At 44.5% G+C, this 17,938-nt stretch carries 14 protein-coding genes; 13 read left to right on the top strand and 1 reads right to left on the bottom strand.

The features are described 5' to 3' along the window. The first annotated feature begins 161 nt into the window (after positions 1–161). The 13 genes from L1611_RS17805 (at position 162) to L1611_RS17745 (ending at position 17,709) form a co-directional block, all read left to right on the top strand. A complete protein-coding gene (locus L1611_RS17805) occupies positions 162–650 on the top strand; it encodes a DinB family protein (RefSeq protein ID WP_236315066.1) in 489 nt (162 codons plus the stop codon). Between the two features lie 506 nt (positions 651–1,156). After that, positions 1,157–2,212 (top strand): M14 family metallopeptidase, encoded by a 1,056-nt coding sequence (locus tag L1611_RS17800; RefSeq protein ID WP_236315065.1) that lies wholly within the window; start codon positions 1,157–1,159, stop codon positions 2,210–2,212. Positions 2,213–2,602: 390 nt separating this feature from the next. Further along, positions 2,603–3,340 (top strand): alpha/beta hydrolase-fold protein, encoded by a 738-nt coding sequence (locus L1611_RS17795; protein ID WP_236315064.1) that lies wholly within the window; start codon positions 2,603–2,605, stop codon positions 3,338–3,340. Between the two features lie 13 nt (positions 3,341–3,353). Continuing rightward, positions 3,354–4,628 carry an ABC transporter substrate-binding protein gene (locus L1611_RS17790; RefSeq protein ID WP_236315063.1) on the top strand — a complete coding sequence of 425 codons (1,275 nt, stop codon included), beginning with the start codon at positions 3,354–3,356 and terminating at the stop codon, positions 4,626–4,628. A 93-nt stretch (positions 4,629–4,721) separates the two neighbouring features. After that, the gene (locus L1611_RS17785) at positions 4,722–5,465 is read left to right on the top strand and encodes an N-acetylmannosamine-6-phosphate 2-epimerase (RefSeq protein WP_236315062.1); all 744 of its coding nucleotides are present in this window, start codon (positions 4,722–4,724) and stop codon (positions 5,463–5,465) included. Further along, entirely contained in the window at positions 5,416–6,270 is an 855-nt protein-coding gene (locus L1611_RS17780) for a MurR/RpiR family transcriptional regulator (RefSeq protein ID WP_236315061.1), read from the top strand. Before L1611_RS17785 ends, L1611_RS17780 begins: the two co-directional genes overlap by 50 nt. A gap of 12 nt (positions 6,271–6,282) precedes the next feature. Further along, the gene (locus L1611_RS17775) at positions 6,283–7,188 is read left to right on the top strand and encodes an ROK family protein (RefSeq protein WP_236315060.1); all 906 of its coding nucleotides are present in this window, start codon (positions 6,283–6,285) and stop codon (positions 7,186–7,188) included. Further along, complete coding sequence (locus tag L1611_RS17770) at positions 7,185–8,054, top strand: carbohydrate ABC transporter permease (protein ID WP_236315059.1); 870 nt, start codon at positions 7,185–7,187, stop codon at positions 8,052–8,054. The genes L1611_RS17775 and L1611_RS17770 overlap by 4 nt, the downstream gene beginning before the upstream one ends. Before the next feature lie 13 nt (positions 8,055–8,067). Continuing rightward, entirely contained in the window at positions 8,068–8,964 is an 897-nt protein-coding gene (locus L1611_RS17765) for a carbohydrate ABC transporter permease (protein ID WP_236315058.1), read from the top strand. Positions 8,965–9,005: 41 nt separating this feature from the next. Beyond that, positions 9,006–10,529 carry a DUF4127 family protein gene (locus L1611_RS17760; protein WP_236315057.1) on the top strand — a complete coding sequence of 508 codons (1,524 nt, stop codon included), beginning with the start codon at positions 9,006–9,008 and terminating at the stop codon, positions 10,527–10,529. A gap of 103 nt (positions 10,530–10,632) precedes the next feature. Next, complete coding sequence (locus tag L1611_RS17755) at positions 10,633–12,300, top strand: alpha amylase family protein (RefSeq protein ID WP_236315056.1); 1,668 nt, start codon at positions 10,633–10,635, stop codon at positions 12,298–12,300. A 426-nt stretch (positions 12,301–12,726) separates the two neighbouring features. Beyond that, positions 12,727–14,301 carry an FAD-dependent oxidoreductase gene (locus tag L1611_RS17750; RefSeq protein ID WP_236315055.1) on the top strand — a complete coding sequence of 525 codons (1,575 nt, stop codon included), beginning with the start codon at positions 12,727–12,729 and terminating at the stop codon, positions 14,299–14,301. A gap of 369 nt (positions 14,302–14,670) precedes the next feature. Then, entirely contained in the window at positions 14,671–17,709 is a 3,039-nt protein-coding gene (locus L1611_RS17745) for a S8 family serine peptidase (protein ID WP_236315054.1), read from the top strand. 80 nt (positions 17,710–17,789) lie between these two features. On the opposite strand, the gene L1611_RS17740 is transcribed toward L1611_RS17745, so the two are convergent. After that, positions 17,790–17,915, bottom strand: a complete 126-nt coding sequence (locus tag L1611_RS17740; RefSeq protein WP_486659994.1) for an IS3 family transposase — start codon at positions 17,913–17,915, stop codon at positions 17,790–17,792. Positions 17,916–17,938: the final 23 nt, after the last annotated feature.

Genomic DNA, 17,938 nt, shown 5'->3' with positions numbered 1-17,938 from the left:
TGTTCAACTGTACCAGCTATTATAAGCTAATTGTTTATTCAAAAATAAGGGGCCTTTCTTTAAGAATGAAAAATTCACTTTGTTACTGAAGTAAAAGATAGCTTAGTTCAAGAAAAGTATTTATGGTATATGTTTATCCATACAATTAGAAAGGTGATCTTATGAATCATAAAGAATACGAATGGGTCAAAGAGAATCGAGAGGTGCTTCTTGATTTTTGCAGTAAAATAGATCCAAATGATTTTACACGTGAAATGGTGTTCGGTTGGCAGAATGTGCGTGATACACTCGTCCATGTTGCGAATTGTTATCATGCTTGGTTAGGATCATTTGTTTTATTACAAACAAAAAAGCCAATTACACCTAGAGAGAATCTGCCCGCAATAGGAATGGAGGAAATCAGGGTACTTTTTGGAAATGCAGATACTTATGTAAATGAAGTTCTTGAGTCATACGCTCTAAAATGGGATGAGCCAATTGTACAACCTATTCCTTGGAGAGAGTCAAGTGAAGCTATTTCTATGACTCCTCGAAAACTATTAATGCATACAGTCACTCACGAGTATCATCATAAAGGACAAATCATGGCGATGGCCAGACAAATGGGGTACGAATCTCTAAATACAGATGTGCTGGGGGCAAGAGATTAGATATAATGATATCCTTAATAATCGGGGGCTTTAATGGAATAAACCCCTCGAGAAAAAATTAAAAACTTTGGCGTACCCTTATGATCTATGGGTACGCCATTTATATTTTATGATACAACAATCTTTTAGAAAAAAGCTTATTTAAACAAACGCTTGATTGGTAGACATTCTGTGCCAGGCACTTTTCTGAATCCCTTCTCCCCAAAGGGATTCAGAAAAGTGCCTGGCACCGTTTTATAGTCCTTGTGCCCCAACACTTCTCAAAATGTACCAGGCACCTGCCTAAGTTGGACTACTTACTAGGTAGTCTAATAGTTTGAAATTCATTTGCCACTGAAAAGTTTGCAGGATATAGTAACTTTTCTGTTGAAGGTACGGTAGGTTAAACGACAAAAACAATAGGGTGCAAGGGATTATTTGTAAGATTGCTAGATTCAGGAAGGGATGGGTTACATCCATATTATCTAAATTTACTATATTTACATAATTATAGGAGGGTTTGCATAATGAATTTGAAGTATAGCTTAAAACATACCTTTACGTTTCTTTCAATTATTTTACTAGGTGGCGTATTGCTATATCCGACATCTACAAGTGCCCATGAAAATGTGGTGGATCCACATCAAACCTATACGTATCCTGAAATGGTTCAGGACATCAAGACACTAGCTGAGAAATACCCCGATTTAATCAGGTATAAAGTGATTGGGAAGAGTGAATACGGCCGTGATATCTATGCAGTATCTCTTGGGAAGATTAGACCTGGCGGGCCTTCAGTATTTATAAACGGCTCCCATCATGCGCGAGAATGGTTAACGACGAACCTTAACATGTACATGATTGACCAATATGCACAGGCTTTCGAAGAAAATGGAATAATCGATGGATACAATGTAAAAGAAGTACTTGGTAAAACAACAATGTGGTTTGTACCGATGGTCAACCCGGATGGCGTCACCCTCCAGCAGAGTGGACTGGATGCCTTCCCGGAAAGCGCACATGACGACCTGATCCGGATGAATGAAGGCAGCACCGATTTTACAAGGTGGAAAGCGAATGCAAAGGGTGTAGACTTGAATCGAAATTACGATGCGGATTGGAAGAATATTCAGGATGCTCGAAGCGAACCAAGCTGGGCATTTCATAAAGGAGCAGCGCCACATTCCTCGTCTGAAGTAAGGGCGATCGTTAATTTCACAAAATCGATCATGCCTGAAATCGCAGTCCCTTACCACAGTGCAGGAAAAGTGATTTATTGGAACTATAAACAAACAGGTGCGCAATATGACCGTGATCACAGGATTGCAAATAAAGTCAGTCATATTACCGGGTATCAGATGATGTATGCTGAAGATCCCCCATCGGGTGGTGGAATGACAGACTGGTTCATCAGCAAGTATCATCGGCCGGGTCTTACTATGGAAATCGGAAACTATCCAGGTCCACGTCATCTGCCGATCTCAGAGTTCGATCCAAGCTGGGAAGAAAACAAAGCAGTCCCTTTGTATGCGGCGGAAGAAAGCTATCAACTGTACGAAGCGAAATTCTCCACAAGTAAATAATTTTATAAAGGACTAACTCCGAAGCTACAAGTTGGGGGATTAGTCCCTTTTTATGTGCTTTAAACAAGCGTTTAATTGAAATTACAAATCCCATCACAATAACCTTTTCACCACCTTAAACAAATGTTTGATTGACCAAACGCGAAAGTTGTCGTAATATTCTCGGTGCCAGGCACCATCTCCAATCCCTTGCGCCCAAGGCTACTCAGATGGTGCCTGGCACCGTTTTAAATCTCTTCTCCCCCAACGCTTTTCAAAGTGTACCAGGCACCAGAAACAACGCATCCGTTTTGGAGATTATATCCGCCTTTTTACTTAATTTTAGAGAAATTATTCATATTTCTGAAAATTCATGGTATTATATTGGTAACAAAATTTGGGAGGGGTTGTATGGAGGTTGCTTTAGAGGAAGTTGTACTTCCCAGCAGTGTGCTGGATAGGGAACAAAAAGTGACTTTTCTGTCCTCGGACCTCTTCAATACGGAAGGGGATGATTGCAGTCTGTTGTTCGTGCAAGACGGGGAGGATTACTTACAGTTAGGGCACCTGAAAGAACAGTTTACGGATCTGCTCAACCAAAATCAAAATCAGTTCAGCAACATTACCATGATCCTTATTCCACCAGGAACCTCACATGAACGTTATCAGTTTTACCATCCAGAAGGTGAATACCACAAACAATATCTCCAATTTTTCCACCAAGAATTACTTCCATTCATCCGAAACCATTTTATCCAACAAGGAAAACACATAAAGAAAATGGGTCTGCTCGGTGATTCCCTCGGCGCTACTGTCAGTTTGGCGATTGCACTTCAACATCCATCCGTCTGGACGCACCTTTTGCTCCAATCCACCGCGATCGATACACCAATGATAGGGGAAGTAGAAGAGACTCCTAGAGAAAATTGGTACGTTTATCAAGTGTACGGAAAACATGAAGATGGCTTTCAATCCCAAATCAGTGGAAAGATACTTGACATCACCACGAACAATCGAAAGCTGGTCAATGCTTTCCGCTATGCAAAAACCAGCCTTACATACTTTGAAGAAAACGAAGGCCATCTTTGGCGTTTTTGGAAAGAAGATCTGAAAAGGGCGTTGACCTACTTCGCCCAAAACGAATTGTAAAGAGGGGGATTTTATGAAAAAGTTTTCATTGTTTTTGTCCATTTTGATGGTTACAGCTCTTTTTTTATCAGGTTGTAAAAGTGCTGAAACGACGAATGATGAACAGGTTGAACTAGAGTTCTGGACTATGCAGCTTTCGCCTACGTTCGATGATTACATCAACGGAGTCATCTCAGACTTCGAAAAAGAAAATCCGGATATCAAAGTAAAATGGGTTGATGTCCCGTGGGCAGATATGGAGAAAAAAATATTAGCGGCAGTCGCTTCCAAGACCGCACCTGATGTCGCGAACCTCAACCCACAATTCGCTTCTAAACTAGCAGAATTGGACGCCTTGGTGAATATGGACGAGATGGTAGATGAAGAGACACAAAATAAGTATTTCGAAGGGGTATGGAAATCGAACACATTCAATGATAAAACGTTCGGCATTCCCTGGTATCTCTCTTCACAAGTGACGATGTATAACACAGACATTTTTAAAGAGGCGGGACTTGATCCTGATTCACCTCCTAAAACCTTTGAAGAGTTGAAAGATACAGCTAAAACCATTAAAGAAGAAACAGGAAAGTATGCTTTCTTCCCACCACTTGATGCCAGCCACTTACTTGAAACCCTTGTCATGATGGATGTGGACCTGACGAATGAGGATATGACAAAAGCGGCTTTCAATACGCCACAAGGAATCAAGGCGTTCGAATTCTTCGTCGACCTATATCAAAACGACTTGATTCCTCGAGAAGTTCTGACAGAAGGTCACGGAAAGGCGATTGATATGTATCAGGCTGGCCAGCTTGCAATATTAGCCTCTGGACCTCAATTTCTGAACAAAGTTGAAGAGAATGCGCCTGAAATATTGAAAGCGACTAAATCCGGCCCACAGATCACTGGAGCATCAGGCAAAAAGAATACAGCGGCAATGAATCTCGTCGTACCAATACAAAGTGAACATCAAGAGGAAGCAGTCAAGTTCTCTCTTTTCATGACCAATGCTGAAAACCAGGTTGAATTCGATAAGATCGTCCCAATCCTCCCGTCAATCGAAAGTGCGTTAGAGGATCCATATTTCAACGAGCTTCCTGAGGATCCTACCCCGATCGATGAAGCTAGAATCGTGTCTGCAGAGCAATTGAAGGAAAGTGAAGTATTAGTGCCACCTATGGAAAATTATGAAGAGCTGAAAACATCAATCAATGAAGCTTTACATGCTGCCATGCTCGGAAAAATGACTCCAGAAGAAGCAGTAAAACAGGCTGAAGCTGAGTGGAACGAGATCCTCTCTCAATAAGGAAGAATGCGAAGGGGATCTCTTTCCCCTTTCTCATTTTTCAACAATTCAATGTCTGACAAAAAGATTTAAAGAGTGGTGATATGTAGAGAGATGGAACCATTAACGGTATTTCAACAGTTAAAAGGAGGGTTGATCGTCTCCTGCCAGGCGCTTGAGGATGAGCCGCTCCATGGATCAGAAATGATGGCGAAGATGGCAAAAGCCGCGCAAATCGGAGGTGCTGTAGGGATCAGGGCTAATGGCACTGAAGATATCCTTGAAATTAAAAAATTGATCAACCTTCCCATCATCGGTTTAGTGAAAAAATCGTATCCAGACAGTGAAATATACATCACCCCTACTTGCGATGAAGTTGAGGAATTGATAAGAGTGGATGTTGACATCATTGCGATCGATTCCACAATGAGAGAACGCCCAAGGGGACAAGAAATTGAACAATTGATCAAGTTGATCCACAGTCATAAAAAACTGGTGATGGCTGATGTTTCAACGTATGAAGAAGGTGTGAGGGCAGCGGCTGTTGGAGCGGACTGCATATCGACCACGTTGTCAGGCTATACAACCTATTCTCCGCCCTTGAAAGGACCGGATTTCCAACTGGTGGAACGATTGGCGAAACGATTTGCGATTCCAGTGTTCGCAGAAGGAAAATACCATTCGCCAGAGGATGCACGGCAAGCTCTTCGACTTGGGGCACATTGTGTCGTCGTCGGTTCTGCCATCACCAGACCTCAAGAAATCACGAGAAGATACACTGATTTTATAAAGAAAGAAGGCAATGCGGATGACAGTGAAACAGGTGAATCAGACAGGAAATATAAAAGGGTTGATTAACAGTTACTTTCCTTCCCTTACCAAATCAGAGCAGAAAGTTGCAGATATCGTCGTGCAGCAGCTTGATCAGGTGATCTATTATTCTGTGACCGATCTTGCAGATGCAGCAGAAGTCGGGGAAACGACCGTACTCCGTTTTTGCCGGAAAATCGGTCTGAAAGGCTATCAGGAGTTCAAGCTGGCGATCGCCAAGGATTTGGCGAACAAGGCAGGGGAAGAACCGGGGTCACCTGTTCAAAATGATTTATTTACAATGATTTCTTCCTACACGATCAATGCGATTCACGAAACAGTGTCCATGAATAGTGAGGAGGCGATCAATAAAGCGATTGACATGATCGATCATGCATCTTCCGTACACTTTTTCGGTGTCGGGACTTCTGGATTGACCGCCCTGGATGCCAAGAACCGTTTCCTCAGAATAGGCAGGAGAGTAGACGCGGTGATTGATCCGCACATCCAGTCGATGACGGCTGCTACCCTTTCTGGAAATGATCTCGTCATCGGAATTACAGTTTCGGGCAGTACGAAAGACACGATCGATTCGTTGAAAATCGCGAAAGAAAATGGTGCGAAAACGATCGCGGTCACTTACCATGCAAGATCACCAATCACCAGAATTGCTGATGCTGTGCTCATTAACGGGGGGAAAGAATCGCCTCTTGAAGGGAGTTCCCTTGCTGCAAAGATCTCCCAGCTGTTCGTCATCGACCTTTTATGTACAGGGCTTGCCCTCAAGCATAAGGATGTGGCATTGGAAATGAAAGAAAAGACGGCACAATCGGTTGTCAATAAGATCTATTAAGATGGTGAAACGATGAAAGCGATCGGAATCGATATAGGCGGTACCACAATCAAAGGGGCTATTGTTGACGAAAAAAGAAAGATTCATCATCAGGTCACCATACAAACCAATAGATCCGAAGGCCGAAACGGTATCCTGGCAACCTTGACAACAACGATCGATCAACTGCTTGAAAACGAAACGGAAATCATGGGAATCGGGATCGGCACCGCAGGCAGAGTCGACGTAGATCGTGGCAAGGTCATTTATAGTACGGCCAATCTTCCTGGCTGGCAAGGCATCAACCTGCGTGAGTTCATCACCAATACATACGCACTTCCTGCCTTTATTGATAATGATGCGAATGCAGCACTGGCAGGTGAATGGTGGAATAGAGGGGAGATCTATGACTCAGTAACCTTCCTGACGCTTGGCACGGGTGTAGGCGGTGCGAATATGATCCGTCGGAAAATCTTCCGGGGTAATCTTTGGAACGGCGGTGAATGGGGACACGTCATCCTTTATCCTGAGGGACGTGCGTGTAACTGTGGAAATAGAGGATGCATCGAACAATATTTATCCGGTACAGCTTTAGTGAAAACCGCTAATGGACAGTCTGGAAGAACCTACACAAATGGCGCAGATCTCTTTGAGGCGTTCCAGGCTGGCGACCGAAAAATCCAGCCGATCGTTGAGAGGTATCTTGATGATCTGGCACTTGTCGTCTATAACCTTTCCGTAAGCATCGATCCCGAAGCAGTCATCATTGGTGGCGGGGTAATCGAATCGAAGGATCAATGGTGGGATGTGTTAATAGAAAAACTGACAGGAAAGGATGTCAACCTGGATGTTCTCCCAGCGGCTCTCGGAAACAAAGCTGGCATGATCGGAGCAGTCAAGCTGTTATTCGATGCAATGAGTAAGGGGGGAGAGGTGTGAAACAGAACGTTTTGACACCCTATTTGTTTTTGCTGCCTGGTTGTGTAATTCTGGGGGCTTTCATTTTTTATCCGTTGCTGCAAGCAATATGGTTAAGTTTTACAGACTATAATATGATCACCGACCCGGCCTTCACCGGTACGGAAAACTATCAACGGCTTTTTGAAGACGGTATGTTTTGGAAGACGCTCATTCAGACACTGATTTATCTTGTTGGAGTCGTCCCCGCTCTTATCATTTTACCGATCTTCCTTGCAATCCTGGTCAACCAAAAGCTGAAAGGTATCGGTTTTTTCCGGTCAGCCTATTACATACCGGTTGTCACCTCCTGGGTTGTCGTTGGGATCACATGGGAGTGGGTCTATGCGGAAAAAGGCGTCCTCAACTACTTGCTGGAAGTCGTCGGGCTGATCAACGGTTCTGTCCACTGGCTCACCTCTGAAAAGACGGCACTTTTCGCGGTCATGGCGGTGACGGTCTGGAAGGGATTGGGGTATTACATGGTCATCTACCTGGCTGGCCTTCAATCCATTCCCTCAAATTTATACGAAGCGGCAGAGATCGATGGGGCGAACAAGTGGCAACAGACGATCCGTATCACGATTCCGATGCTGATGCCATCCATTATCATTGTGACGGTGATGTCGTCGATTGCAGCCATGAAAGTGTTTGAAGAGATCTATATCATGACTGGCGGCGGCCCGTTGAACAGTTCGAAAACGCTCGTGTTCTATATCTATCAAGAGGCATTTGAAAAACTGAACATGGGGTATGCCAGTGCTGCCGGAGTTGTACTCTTTCTCATTACGCTCATCTTTTCGATCGTCAATTTGAAACTGATGGGCAAAAAAGAAAACGTAGCATAAGGGGGGAGAAAAAGTGGAAACGCCTGTTACCGGAAAGAAACATCGACCGATCACTGTTCAAACACGTCCAATGATGAACATTAAAACAAAAGTCCTGCTCAAGAAAATCTTGGTCTATTTGCTTTTGATCATCGTGGCACTCGGAATGCTCGGTCCATTTTTATGGCTCCTTTCGACGGCATTGAAATCAGGGCATGAAAATATTTTCAGTTATCCACCAAAGTTCATTCCGGAAAGCCCGACGCTAGGCAACTTTTCTAGAGTCATGGATGCTTTTCCTTTCTGGACCTATTTGATGAACAGTACGATCGTCGGCTTTTTTACGGTCCTGCTCAATGTCCTGTTCTGTTCCTTTGCAGCTTACCCGCTTGCAAGGATGAATTTCAAAGGGAAAAACATCATTTTTATTCTCATCATCAGTACGATGATGATTCCATTCCAGCTGTTGATGATCCCGATCTATATCCTGTCCCTCGATCTTGGGTTGAAGAACACCTATGCAGGGTTGATCCTGCCACACGCGACGACCGCATTCGGAATATTTTTGATGCGCCAGGCCTTCATCACAATCCCATATGAGCTCGACGAATCGGCACGGATGGATGGAGCGAACAGCTTCCAAATCTGGTGGAGGATCCTGCTACCACTTGTAAAACCTTCAGTGGTCACGCTTGCCATTTTTACGTTCGTGATGGCATGGGGGGATTTCCTGTGGCCGTTGATCATTCTCGATGATCAGAAAATGTACACCCTGCCATTAGGACTGAATGCGCTCACCGGGCTGTTTTCCGCAGACTGGAGGCTGATTGCTGCAGGATCTGTCATTTCGGTATTGCCGATCATCATTTTCTTCCTCATCCTCCAGCGCTACTTCATCAAAGGGGCAACTAGTGGGGCCGTAAAAGGATAAGGGTGCTGTCAACTTTTTTGAGAGAAAGGATAGGAGTAGCGATGAAACGAAAAATAGCATTGCTTCCAGTCGACGGAAGACCTGTTACGAGAGACCTGCCAAGACAACTCGCCGCGATCGGTGGATGGGAGGTTCTCGTACCGGAACGTAACGAACTCGGTTTTTTGAAAGAACCCGGCAGTCTTGACAGCCTCCAAGACTGGTTGAAGGAAACAGCAGATAAAGTCGACGGGATTGTCGTCTCGATTGATATGCTCGGTTATGGAGGGTTAGTCCCTTCACGAATTTCAGAGGCTACTGTAGAACAGGTCCGTGAACGCATTCAAGTTTTAAAAGATCTGAAAGAGGCAAAACCAGAGCTGAAAATCATGGGGTTCAGTGCCACGATGCGACTTTCCGATTCATACGTGAATGAAGAGGAGAAGGAGTACTGGAACCGTTACGGAAAAGAAATCTGGCAATTTTCGTATCACACCCACTGTCATTCGAAAACGAAGGATCCTATCTCCATGAAGAGGGTAGAGGAGTTGAGGCTGAAGATACCGGATGTCATTTTACGAGATTACCAAAATACGAGAGATCGGAATTTTTCGATCAACCGTTCTCTGCTGGATGATGTGGAAGAGGGGTTATTCGATATTCTGGTTTTCCCTCAAGATGATACAGCGGAGTACGGGATGAATATCCAGGAGCAGGAATGGTTATCAGAGGAAGTCAGCAAACGGCGTTTATTTGAGAAAGTTTTCATCTATCCAGGTGCAGACGAGGTGGCAAGTACATTGGTCGCCAGGATGATCTATGAGTTGGAAAACGTAGTGAAGCCGATCTATCAACCTTTTTTCAGTGGGCAAAAAGGCGCACTCACTCCCGCTAGATATGAAGACAGGCCGATCTATGAATCTGTCAAAGGACAAGTCTACGCTTTCGGTTCGTTTACAGTAGAAACCCCATCTGAAGCGGATATTTTACTAGCTGTCAATGTACCAGGGAAAAAACAGGGAGATCTTGCTCTGCAAATGGATCTAGCCGAAGTCGACACAAACGATCGGAATCTAGGGGAATGGATGTTGAGGATCAAACACTACCTTGGAGAAGGGAAAGATGTAGCGGTCGCTGATCTTGCTTATGCCAACGGATCGGATCCAGCCCTTATGCCGAGGTTGCTGGAATCGGGTTTTTTCGGAATGCTTTCCGGTTATGCTGGCTGGAATACAGCAGGAAATTCGCTCGGGACGGTCATTGCCCATTCTGCAATGGTTCATCTACATAAACGGAAAGGATTTCTACTGGAATCGGAGTTTAAAAAGAGGCATATGGGAGTGTTGATTCATCGGTTTTTAGACGACTATCTCTATCAATCTGTCGTCCGTCAAACTGTGAGGGAGCAAGTGGATGAAGCGGGGGTGGATGAACAAGAGCTCCTCGAAGTAGTTCGTAGACAGTTTATGAAAGCTTTAGAGGAGATGCCTCAATGGGGTGAATACAAGCTCAACATCCAAAACATTGATCTGCCCTGGAATCGTACGTTTGAAATCGGCCTGAGTATTTGTCTGGAGAGGGATTAAACCTAATCAAGTTTTTTAAGGAGGTGGTACGTTGCTCGACATCTGAACATTCCTGTCACTTTTATCACTGCGGCTTGTTCAATTGAATTTTCGGAGGGATTAGATGAAAAAACTTTTCGGTATTCTACTGTCCGTTGTCCTGGTGATGAGCCTTGTTATACCGGCGACTGCAACAGGAAATGACAAATCAAGGCATCAAGCACTTCAAGACCTCGTAAATGAAGATGACAAGAAAGCGAGGATTTTATGGTATGACCTTTCAGCCAATATCCAAAACTTGAATACCCCGGAAAAAGTGAAGAACATCGTAGAGAAAACCGCCAGAGCAAACATTGATACGATCATCCTAGATGTAAAGAATTACACAGGTTTTGTTGGTTATTTGAGTAAGATCGCCCCGCACATGAGCACATCCAAGATTACGAATTACCACGAGTTCCCTGAGGGGTATGACTTGCTTACGGAAGTGATAAAGGAAGCCCATAAGTTTGATATCCAGGTTCATGCGAACGTCAATGTTTTCTCTGAAGGAAACAACGACTATAAAGACGGTCCAGCCTTTGAAAATCCACAATGGCAGACAACGTTCTATATGGCTTCCCGGATCGCAGAGGCCGCAAATGGAGAAACCTTTGATATTACCGGAGTGAACACGACAAGAGGTTCAAACCAATTGGTCATGTATACACCAGCAAAATATGATGTTTCCCCTGCAAACCAATGGGGAGCCGAAGTCCAGATCACAGATGGAGTTGTAACGGAAGTAATCGACCGTACATATAGAGCTCCAGCTGTTGAAGTGCCGGATGATGGCGTTGTCCTATCAGGTCACGGGGAAGCGAGAACATGGATCCTTGAGAACGTTAAGGTTGGGGATGAACTTGATTACTCCGCATCAAAGACAGAATTGGTCCCTGCATCGGAATACCCTTCATTTTCAACGTTCACCAATCCGATCCGTGAGGACGTCCGGAATTATGAGTTAAGCATCATCGATGAAATTATCAGCAACTATGATGTAGACGGGATTGTCCTTGACCGGGCCCGTTATTCGAACATCAACGCTGATTTCAGTGACTTGAGCCGTGAGCAGTTCGAAGACTATATCGGTGAAACCGTAGAAAACTGGCCAGAGGACATTTTCAGAGTGGAATTCACTGAGGAAGGACAAGAACGGATTCCAGGACCGCATTACCAAAAGTGGATCGAGTGGAGAGCAGGCAACATCCAGGACTTCTTCAAACAGGCTGAGCAGCTCGTCCATGAGAAGGATTCCTCCCTGTTTTTCAGTACGTATGTCGGAGCTTGGTATCCGCTCTACTATAGTGAAGGCGTGAACTGGGCAAGCAGGACCCACCAGCCGGATTATGATTGGGCGAGCCCTGACTACGGAAAAACAGGGTATGCTGAAGTACTCGACTTCCTTATGACGGGGAACTACTTCAGGGATGTTACACGTGAGGAAGGGATTGCTTCGGGAAATCCTGATTGGTATAGCGTTGAGGGGTCAGCTGATATCGCTTTCGATGTCGTGAATGAAGCGACCTTTGTCTATGGAAGCTTGTATCTGAATCAATACAAAGGAGATCCAGAACAGTTTCGTAGAGGCTTGAGAGCAGTTATGGAAAGGACACATGGAATCATGCTGTTCGACCTCGTCTATTTTGAACAGTTTGGCTGGTGGGACATCATCGAGGAGGAATTTGCAGAAGAGTCCAAACCGCCTCACCAGATCCCAGGTTTGTTGAAGATGGTCAGAGATAATAAATAACTAGATTTCGGGCTGGCTCATGGTGGTCAGCCCGAATCATGAAACAAGCTCTTATGAGTACCCCAAATTCAGATTTTCGCATTTTCAGGGTCTCATGAAGCTTTTATGGGTACCCCGAATTCAGATTTTCGCGTTTTCAGGGTCTCATGAAGCTTTTATGAGTACCTCAAATTCAGATTTTCGCGTTTTCAGGGTCTCATGAAGCTTTTATGAGTACCTCAAATTCAGATTTTCGCATTTTCAGGGTCTCATGAAGCTTTTATGGTTACCTCAAATTCAGATTTTCGCGTTTTCGGGGTCTCATGAAACTCTTATGAGTACCTCAAATTCAGATTTTCGCATTTTCAGGGTCTCATGAAACCGATTTGCTGGCACCTTTTGATCAAGTCCCGCGTACATACAGCCATTTTTAAAGGAGTCGATCATATGAGTAAAGAATTGCATGGTGACATCATCGTCATTGGGGGCGGACTTGGCGGGAGTATGGCCGCACTATCTGCTGCCAAAATGGGTAAGAAGGTGATCCTGACAGAGGAAACGGGCCGGATCGGTGGTCAGCTGACGAGTCAACTCGTCCCGCCTGATGAACATAAATGGATCGAACAATTTGGATGCACAGGTACTTACCGTGCGTTCCGCAACCGTGTCCGGGACTATTATCGCCGGAATTATCCGTTGAAAGAAGCGGCCAGGAACAATCCAAGGCTGAATCCAGGCAACGCCCTCGTAAGCCGGATCTCGCATGACCCCAGAATCTCACTGGCAGTATTGAATGATATGCTGGCACCCTTTATCCATACTGGCAGGATCACGGTACTTTTGGAGTATCGACCAGTGGCTGTAGAGACGAGTGGGGATAAGGTACGTTCTGTCACAATCCGGGGTTTAGAAGTGGAAGGTGAAGTCACGATAAGCGGGTCGCTGTTCATTGATGCAACGGAATGTGGGGATCTTCTGCCATTGGCGGGTATTGAATATGTGACAGGGGCCGAGTCAAAGGGAGAGACCGGGGAGCCCCATGGATTGGAGGGTAAGGCAGAACCACTTGATATGCAATCCACCACCCATTGTTTTGCGGTCGATTATCTCGAAGGTGAAGACCATACCATCGAAAAACCGGAGCAGTATGAGTTTTGGAAAAACTATCAGGCGGATTTCTTGGATCATAAACAATTAAGCTGGTTCGGACCAGATGCAGCGACTGGAAAATCGAAGTTATTCACACTTTTCCCACAGCAAGGGTTGTTTTCACTCTGGGAATATCGAAGGGCTCTTGATAAAACGCTATTCCGTGACGGCTTTGCAGACGGTGACCTTTCTTTGATCAACTGGCCGCAAAACGATTATTGGCTCGGTCCGATCTATGAAGTCAGTGAAGAGGAACGGCAGACACATTTGGAAGGAGCCAAGCAATTAAGTTTGTCCCTTCTTTATTGGATGCAGGTGGAAGCACCGAGGCATGATGGAGGGACTGGTTATCCTGGATTACGCTTGAGAAGGGATGTTGCAGGAACCAATGATGGTCTCGCGATGTACCCTTATATCCGTGAATCACGCCGAATTAAGGCGGAGGTGACGGTCAAGGAACAAGATATCAATGCTGAGTACCGTGGTAATAAAGGAATCAAGAAGGTTGAAGATTCAGTAGGTGTCGGCTGTTACCGGATCGATCTTCATCCGACGATTGTCACCAAACAGCTGTTCTATACACCTAGCCTCCCTTTCGAAATCCCGCTCGGGACGCTGCTGCCTATCCGAATGAAGAATCTCATCACCGGAAGTAAAAACATCGGTGCGACCCATATTACGAACGGCTGCTTCCGAGTCCATCCTGTCGAATGGAACATCGGTGAATCCGCCGGTTATCTGGCTGCCTTCGCTCACGAAAAAGGCGTCGAACCAAGGGCAGTCCGTCACAACAGCGCTCTATTACAGGACTTCCAAGCCCACCTCCACCAACAAGGAATCGAACTCCACTGGCCGGAAATCGGTGTAATTTAAAAACCCTCTGTACAATTCCTCTGCACATTCCCCTGTACCAGGTACCGGATAAGAATTATACCAAGACTTCTTAATCGGTGCCAGGCACCATCTCAAATCCCTTGCGCCGCAAGGCTTCTCAGATGGTTCCTGGCACCGTTTTAAATCTCTTCTCCCCCAACGCTTTTCAAAGTGTACCAGGCACCGTCAAAGTCTTAGATACTGTCAACCCATTTTGTAGAAATAACAGAACTTTTATCATATTTTGAAAACTTTTGTAAATATAACAGGAGACTACTAGAGTTATGTGGAATAAAAGGTTTTGTATGGAAATTTGCAATAAATATGTACATAGCATTGTTTATTGTAGAAAGAGAAGGGAGAATGAGGATGAATTTTAGACTAAAAAGGGGAATGAATAGGGCTGGTATGATTGCACTAGCCATGGGGTTACTCATGGGGACCGCAACATTACCTGCTGATGCAATGACGGATCACTACACCGAGGTTAAAGCATTAGACACAGATGGTAAAATTGCTCAAGAAGTAATGCCACGAGGCGCGAACATGGATGAGGTTGTTGAGGTCATAGTTCAGTTTAAAGGGGATCCAGTTTTAAAGGAATACATCAATGAGAAAGCAAATGGCCAAAAACTTAGTAAGAACTCACAAAAGAATCATGCAAACAAACTGGTTAATGACAAAAAGCGTGCTAAAGATAAAATTACAAAAGATAATGGAAAAATCATCACCAGCTATGAAAAGATCTACAATGGTCTTTTTATCCAAGCAAAGAGGAGCACACTAAATGAGCTTGCAGAACTGAGTGAAGTAAAAGCGATCTATCCAGTAAATCCAGTGGAATTACACAATGACACAAGTGTTGATTTCATCGGCGCTCCTCAAGTTTGGGAGAAAACGGTTGATGGCGTCAACGTAACTGGTGAAGGAATTACGGTAGCCGTCATTGATACTGGAATCGATTATACACACGCTGCATTCGGCGGAGAAGGAACCACTGAAGCCTATGACTCCAACAATCCGAATGTAATTGAAGATGGAAGCTTCCCAACTGCAAAAGTCATAGGTGGTTATGATTTCGTAGGTACGGATTATGACGCGGGTTCTGAAGATCCTGCTAAGCGTGTACCGATGCCTGATGCGGATCCACTTGATGAACAGGGGCATGGTTCACACGTTGGTGCAACAGTTGCAGGGCAAGAAGTTGAAGGTAATATTGGAAAAGGTGTTGCACCTGATGCCCTCCTGTATGCTTATAAAGTCTTTGGAAAATCAGGATCAACGGGCGTTACGACACAGGCATTAGAGATGGCAGCAGACCCGAATGGTGATGGGGATGTTTCTGACCATGTAGATGTTGTGAATATGTCACTTGGTTCCTCTTATGGCCATCCCAATGATCCAACTGCGGTTGCTACGAATCTAGCAGTAGATGCTGGAATCATCGTCGTCGCTTCAGCAGGAAACTCTGGGAATGGTCCATATATCACAGGTTCACCGGCTGTAGCAGAAAAAGCTATAAGTGTTGCTGCTTCAGTAGATGATGGAGTCGTAGTAGGGGGATATAACGTCAATTCTCCTGAAAGTATTGCTGGCCAATACGAAGCGGTCGAAGGAGCAATTACAACCCCATTATCCGAAGCTGGACCAGTTACAAATGATGTTGTTTATGTTGGACGAGCGTGTAATGGCGATGAATTGGCTGGAGATCCGACCGATAAAATTGCATTGCTCGATCGTGGTACATGTGCATTTACTGAAAAATTAAAAAATGTACTAAATGGAGGGGCTACTGCAGCAGTTGTTGTTAATAATTCTGCGGGGGATCCAATAACGATGGGTGGAGACCCGGTAGACATCCCAGGGGTTATGATCAGCCAAGTAAACGGTAACCTGTTAAAAGGAGCACTTAAAAATGGGGAAACTGTAAACTTGACACTCTCTGACGAAATTAAAATTCCGAAGCCTCAGCTTGCTGATACGATTGCATCCTTCAGTTCAAAGGGACCAGGACGTGGAGATGGGAGTTTTAAACCGGAAATTTCTGCTCCTGGATTCGATATCCGATCTGCAGCCTTCGGTACCGGTGATGCAGGGACATTGATGAGTGGAACGTCAATGGCGGCACCGCATATTGCTGGTGTAGCGGCATTGTTAAGACAGGTCCACCCGGATTGGAGCACAGAAGAAATCAAATCGTTGATCATGAATACATCGACGCCAATCCAAAATTTGAGCGAAGAAGTATATCCGCTTTCCCGTCAAGGTGCTGGACGAGTACAAGTAGCTGAAGCGGCAGAAGCGACTACAGTGGCCTATCCGCAGGCGATTTCACTTGGATATACGGCTGTCAGTGATAAAGTAACGGAAGAAAAAGTAAAAGATCTTAAAGTTACAAATAAAGATACAGAAGCAAAAGCATACACCGTATCTTGGCAAAACCGTCATGGTGAAATGTCTGGTCCATTGACAGTAAAAGTCCCTGGAAAGATTGAGGTAAAGGCTGGTCACAGCAAAAAACTAACACTCGACTTTGCGATCGAAGCAGCTGGGTTAAGTGACGAAGCTGGACTTCATGAGCTGGATGGATATGTTGTTTTAACAGACAATAATGGGGAAGTCACAAGAATTCCTTACCAGGCCGTTGTGGAAAAAGTAAGTGATGTCAAAGCAAAGGCTGCAAAAGACTTAGTAAAACTTCAAAACAAAGCGGCCACTGATTCTCAAACAGATCTCTTCGAATTCGGGGATCTTGATCGTGCAGAAGCTTCAATTGAAGATTATCAAGACCTGAGAGCGGTTGGAGTACGATCAGAAGGCGGAGTAACCGAATTTATCGCCACTACAGAGGAAGCATGGGATTCTCCTAATCTGGTAGAATTCAATGTATATATTGATAATAATGGTGATGGAAATTCAGAATACATTCTTTATAACATCGATTTGGGTACATTCAGTGGGACAGACGCAACAGGTGATCAAGTCTCTGTGCTTTATAATGCAGCTAAAGAAAGCTCCACGCCACTATACTATGTGGATCTAGGCGGATCCTGGAACAATGCATACATGGGATTACCAGTTCCTAATAGTTTAATAGCGGGTGAAAATGGTGAATTCAATTACCAGGTTGTTGCTTGGGGTCAAGATTCTGAATTACCAGATGGAAATGAAGCAGGTTGGATTTCATATAACACCCAGCAACCATCTCTAAGCTTTGAAACCAATAGCTTGAGTGTTCCAGCTGGTAAAACGGAAGAAGTAAAAGTAACAGTGAATGAGTCAAGGGCAAAAGCACTAGTCATCAATAATGCTGGTGCAGTAGAATCACCATATGATGTCCTAAAATTCATAGGAAACCAAAACCCTGGTAAACCAGGCAAACCAGGGAAACCTGAAAAGGGCAAATAAAATAGCTTCATAAAAAGATAATGAAGAAACCAGACAGGATCACTGAACTGACCCAGTAGAATGGAACACGAAAAAAACACCTATGCTGCCGCAACCCTAAATTCAACGGGACTGTGGCAGTTTAATTTAGTAAACGGTCGTATATAGTTGTAATAATACATGTACGAATGTACTTTTTCTAGTACAATAGAATTTGTTAGGTTCACCCTTGATTGGGTGTTGAATTCTT

Source organism: Pseudalkalibacillus salsuginis, from assembly GCF_021646685.1.
Lineage (GTDB): Bacteria > Bacillota > Bacilli > Bacillales > Fictibacillaceae > Pseudalkalibacillus > Pseudalkalibacillus salsuginis.
Note: the sequence above shows the minus strand (reverse complement) of the source record. Positions and strands in the feature narration are given on the sequence as shown.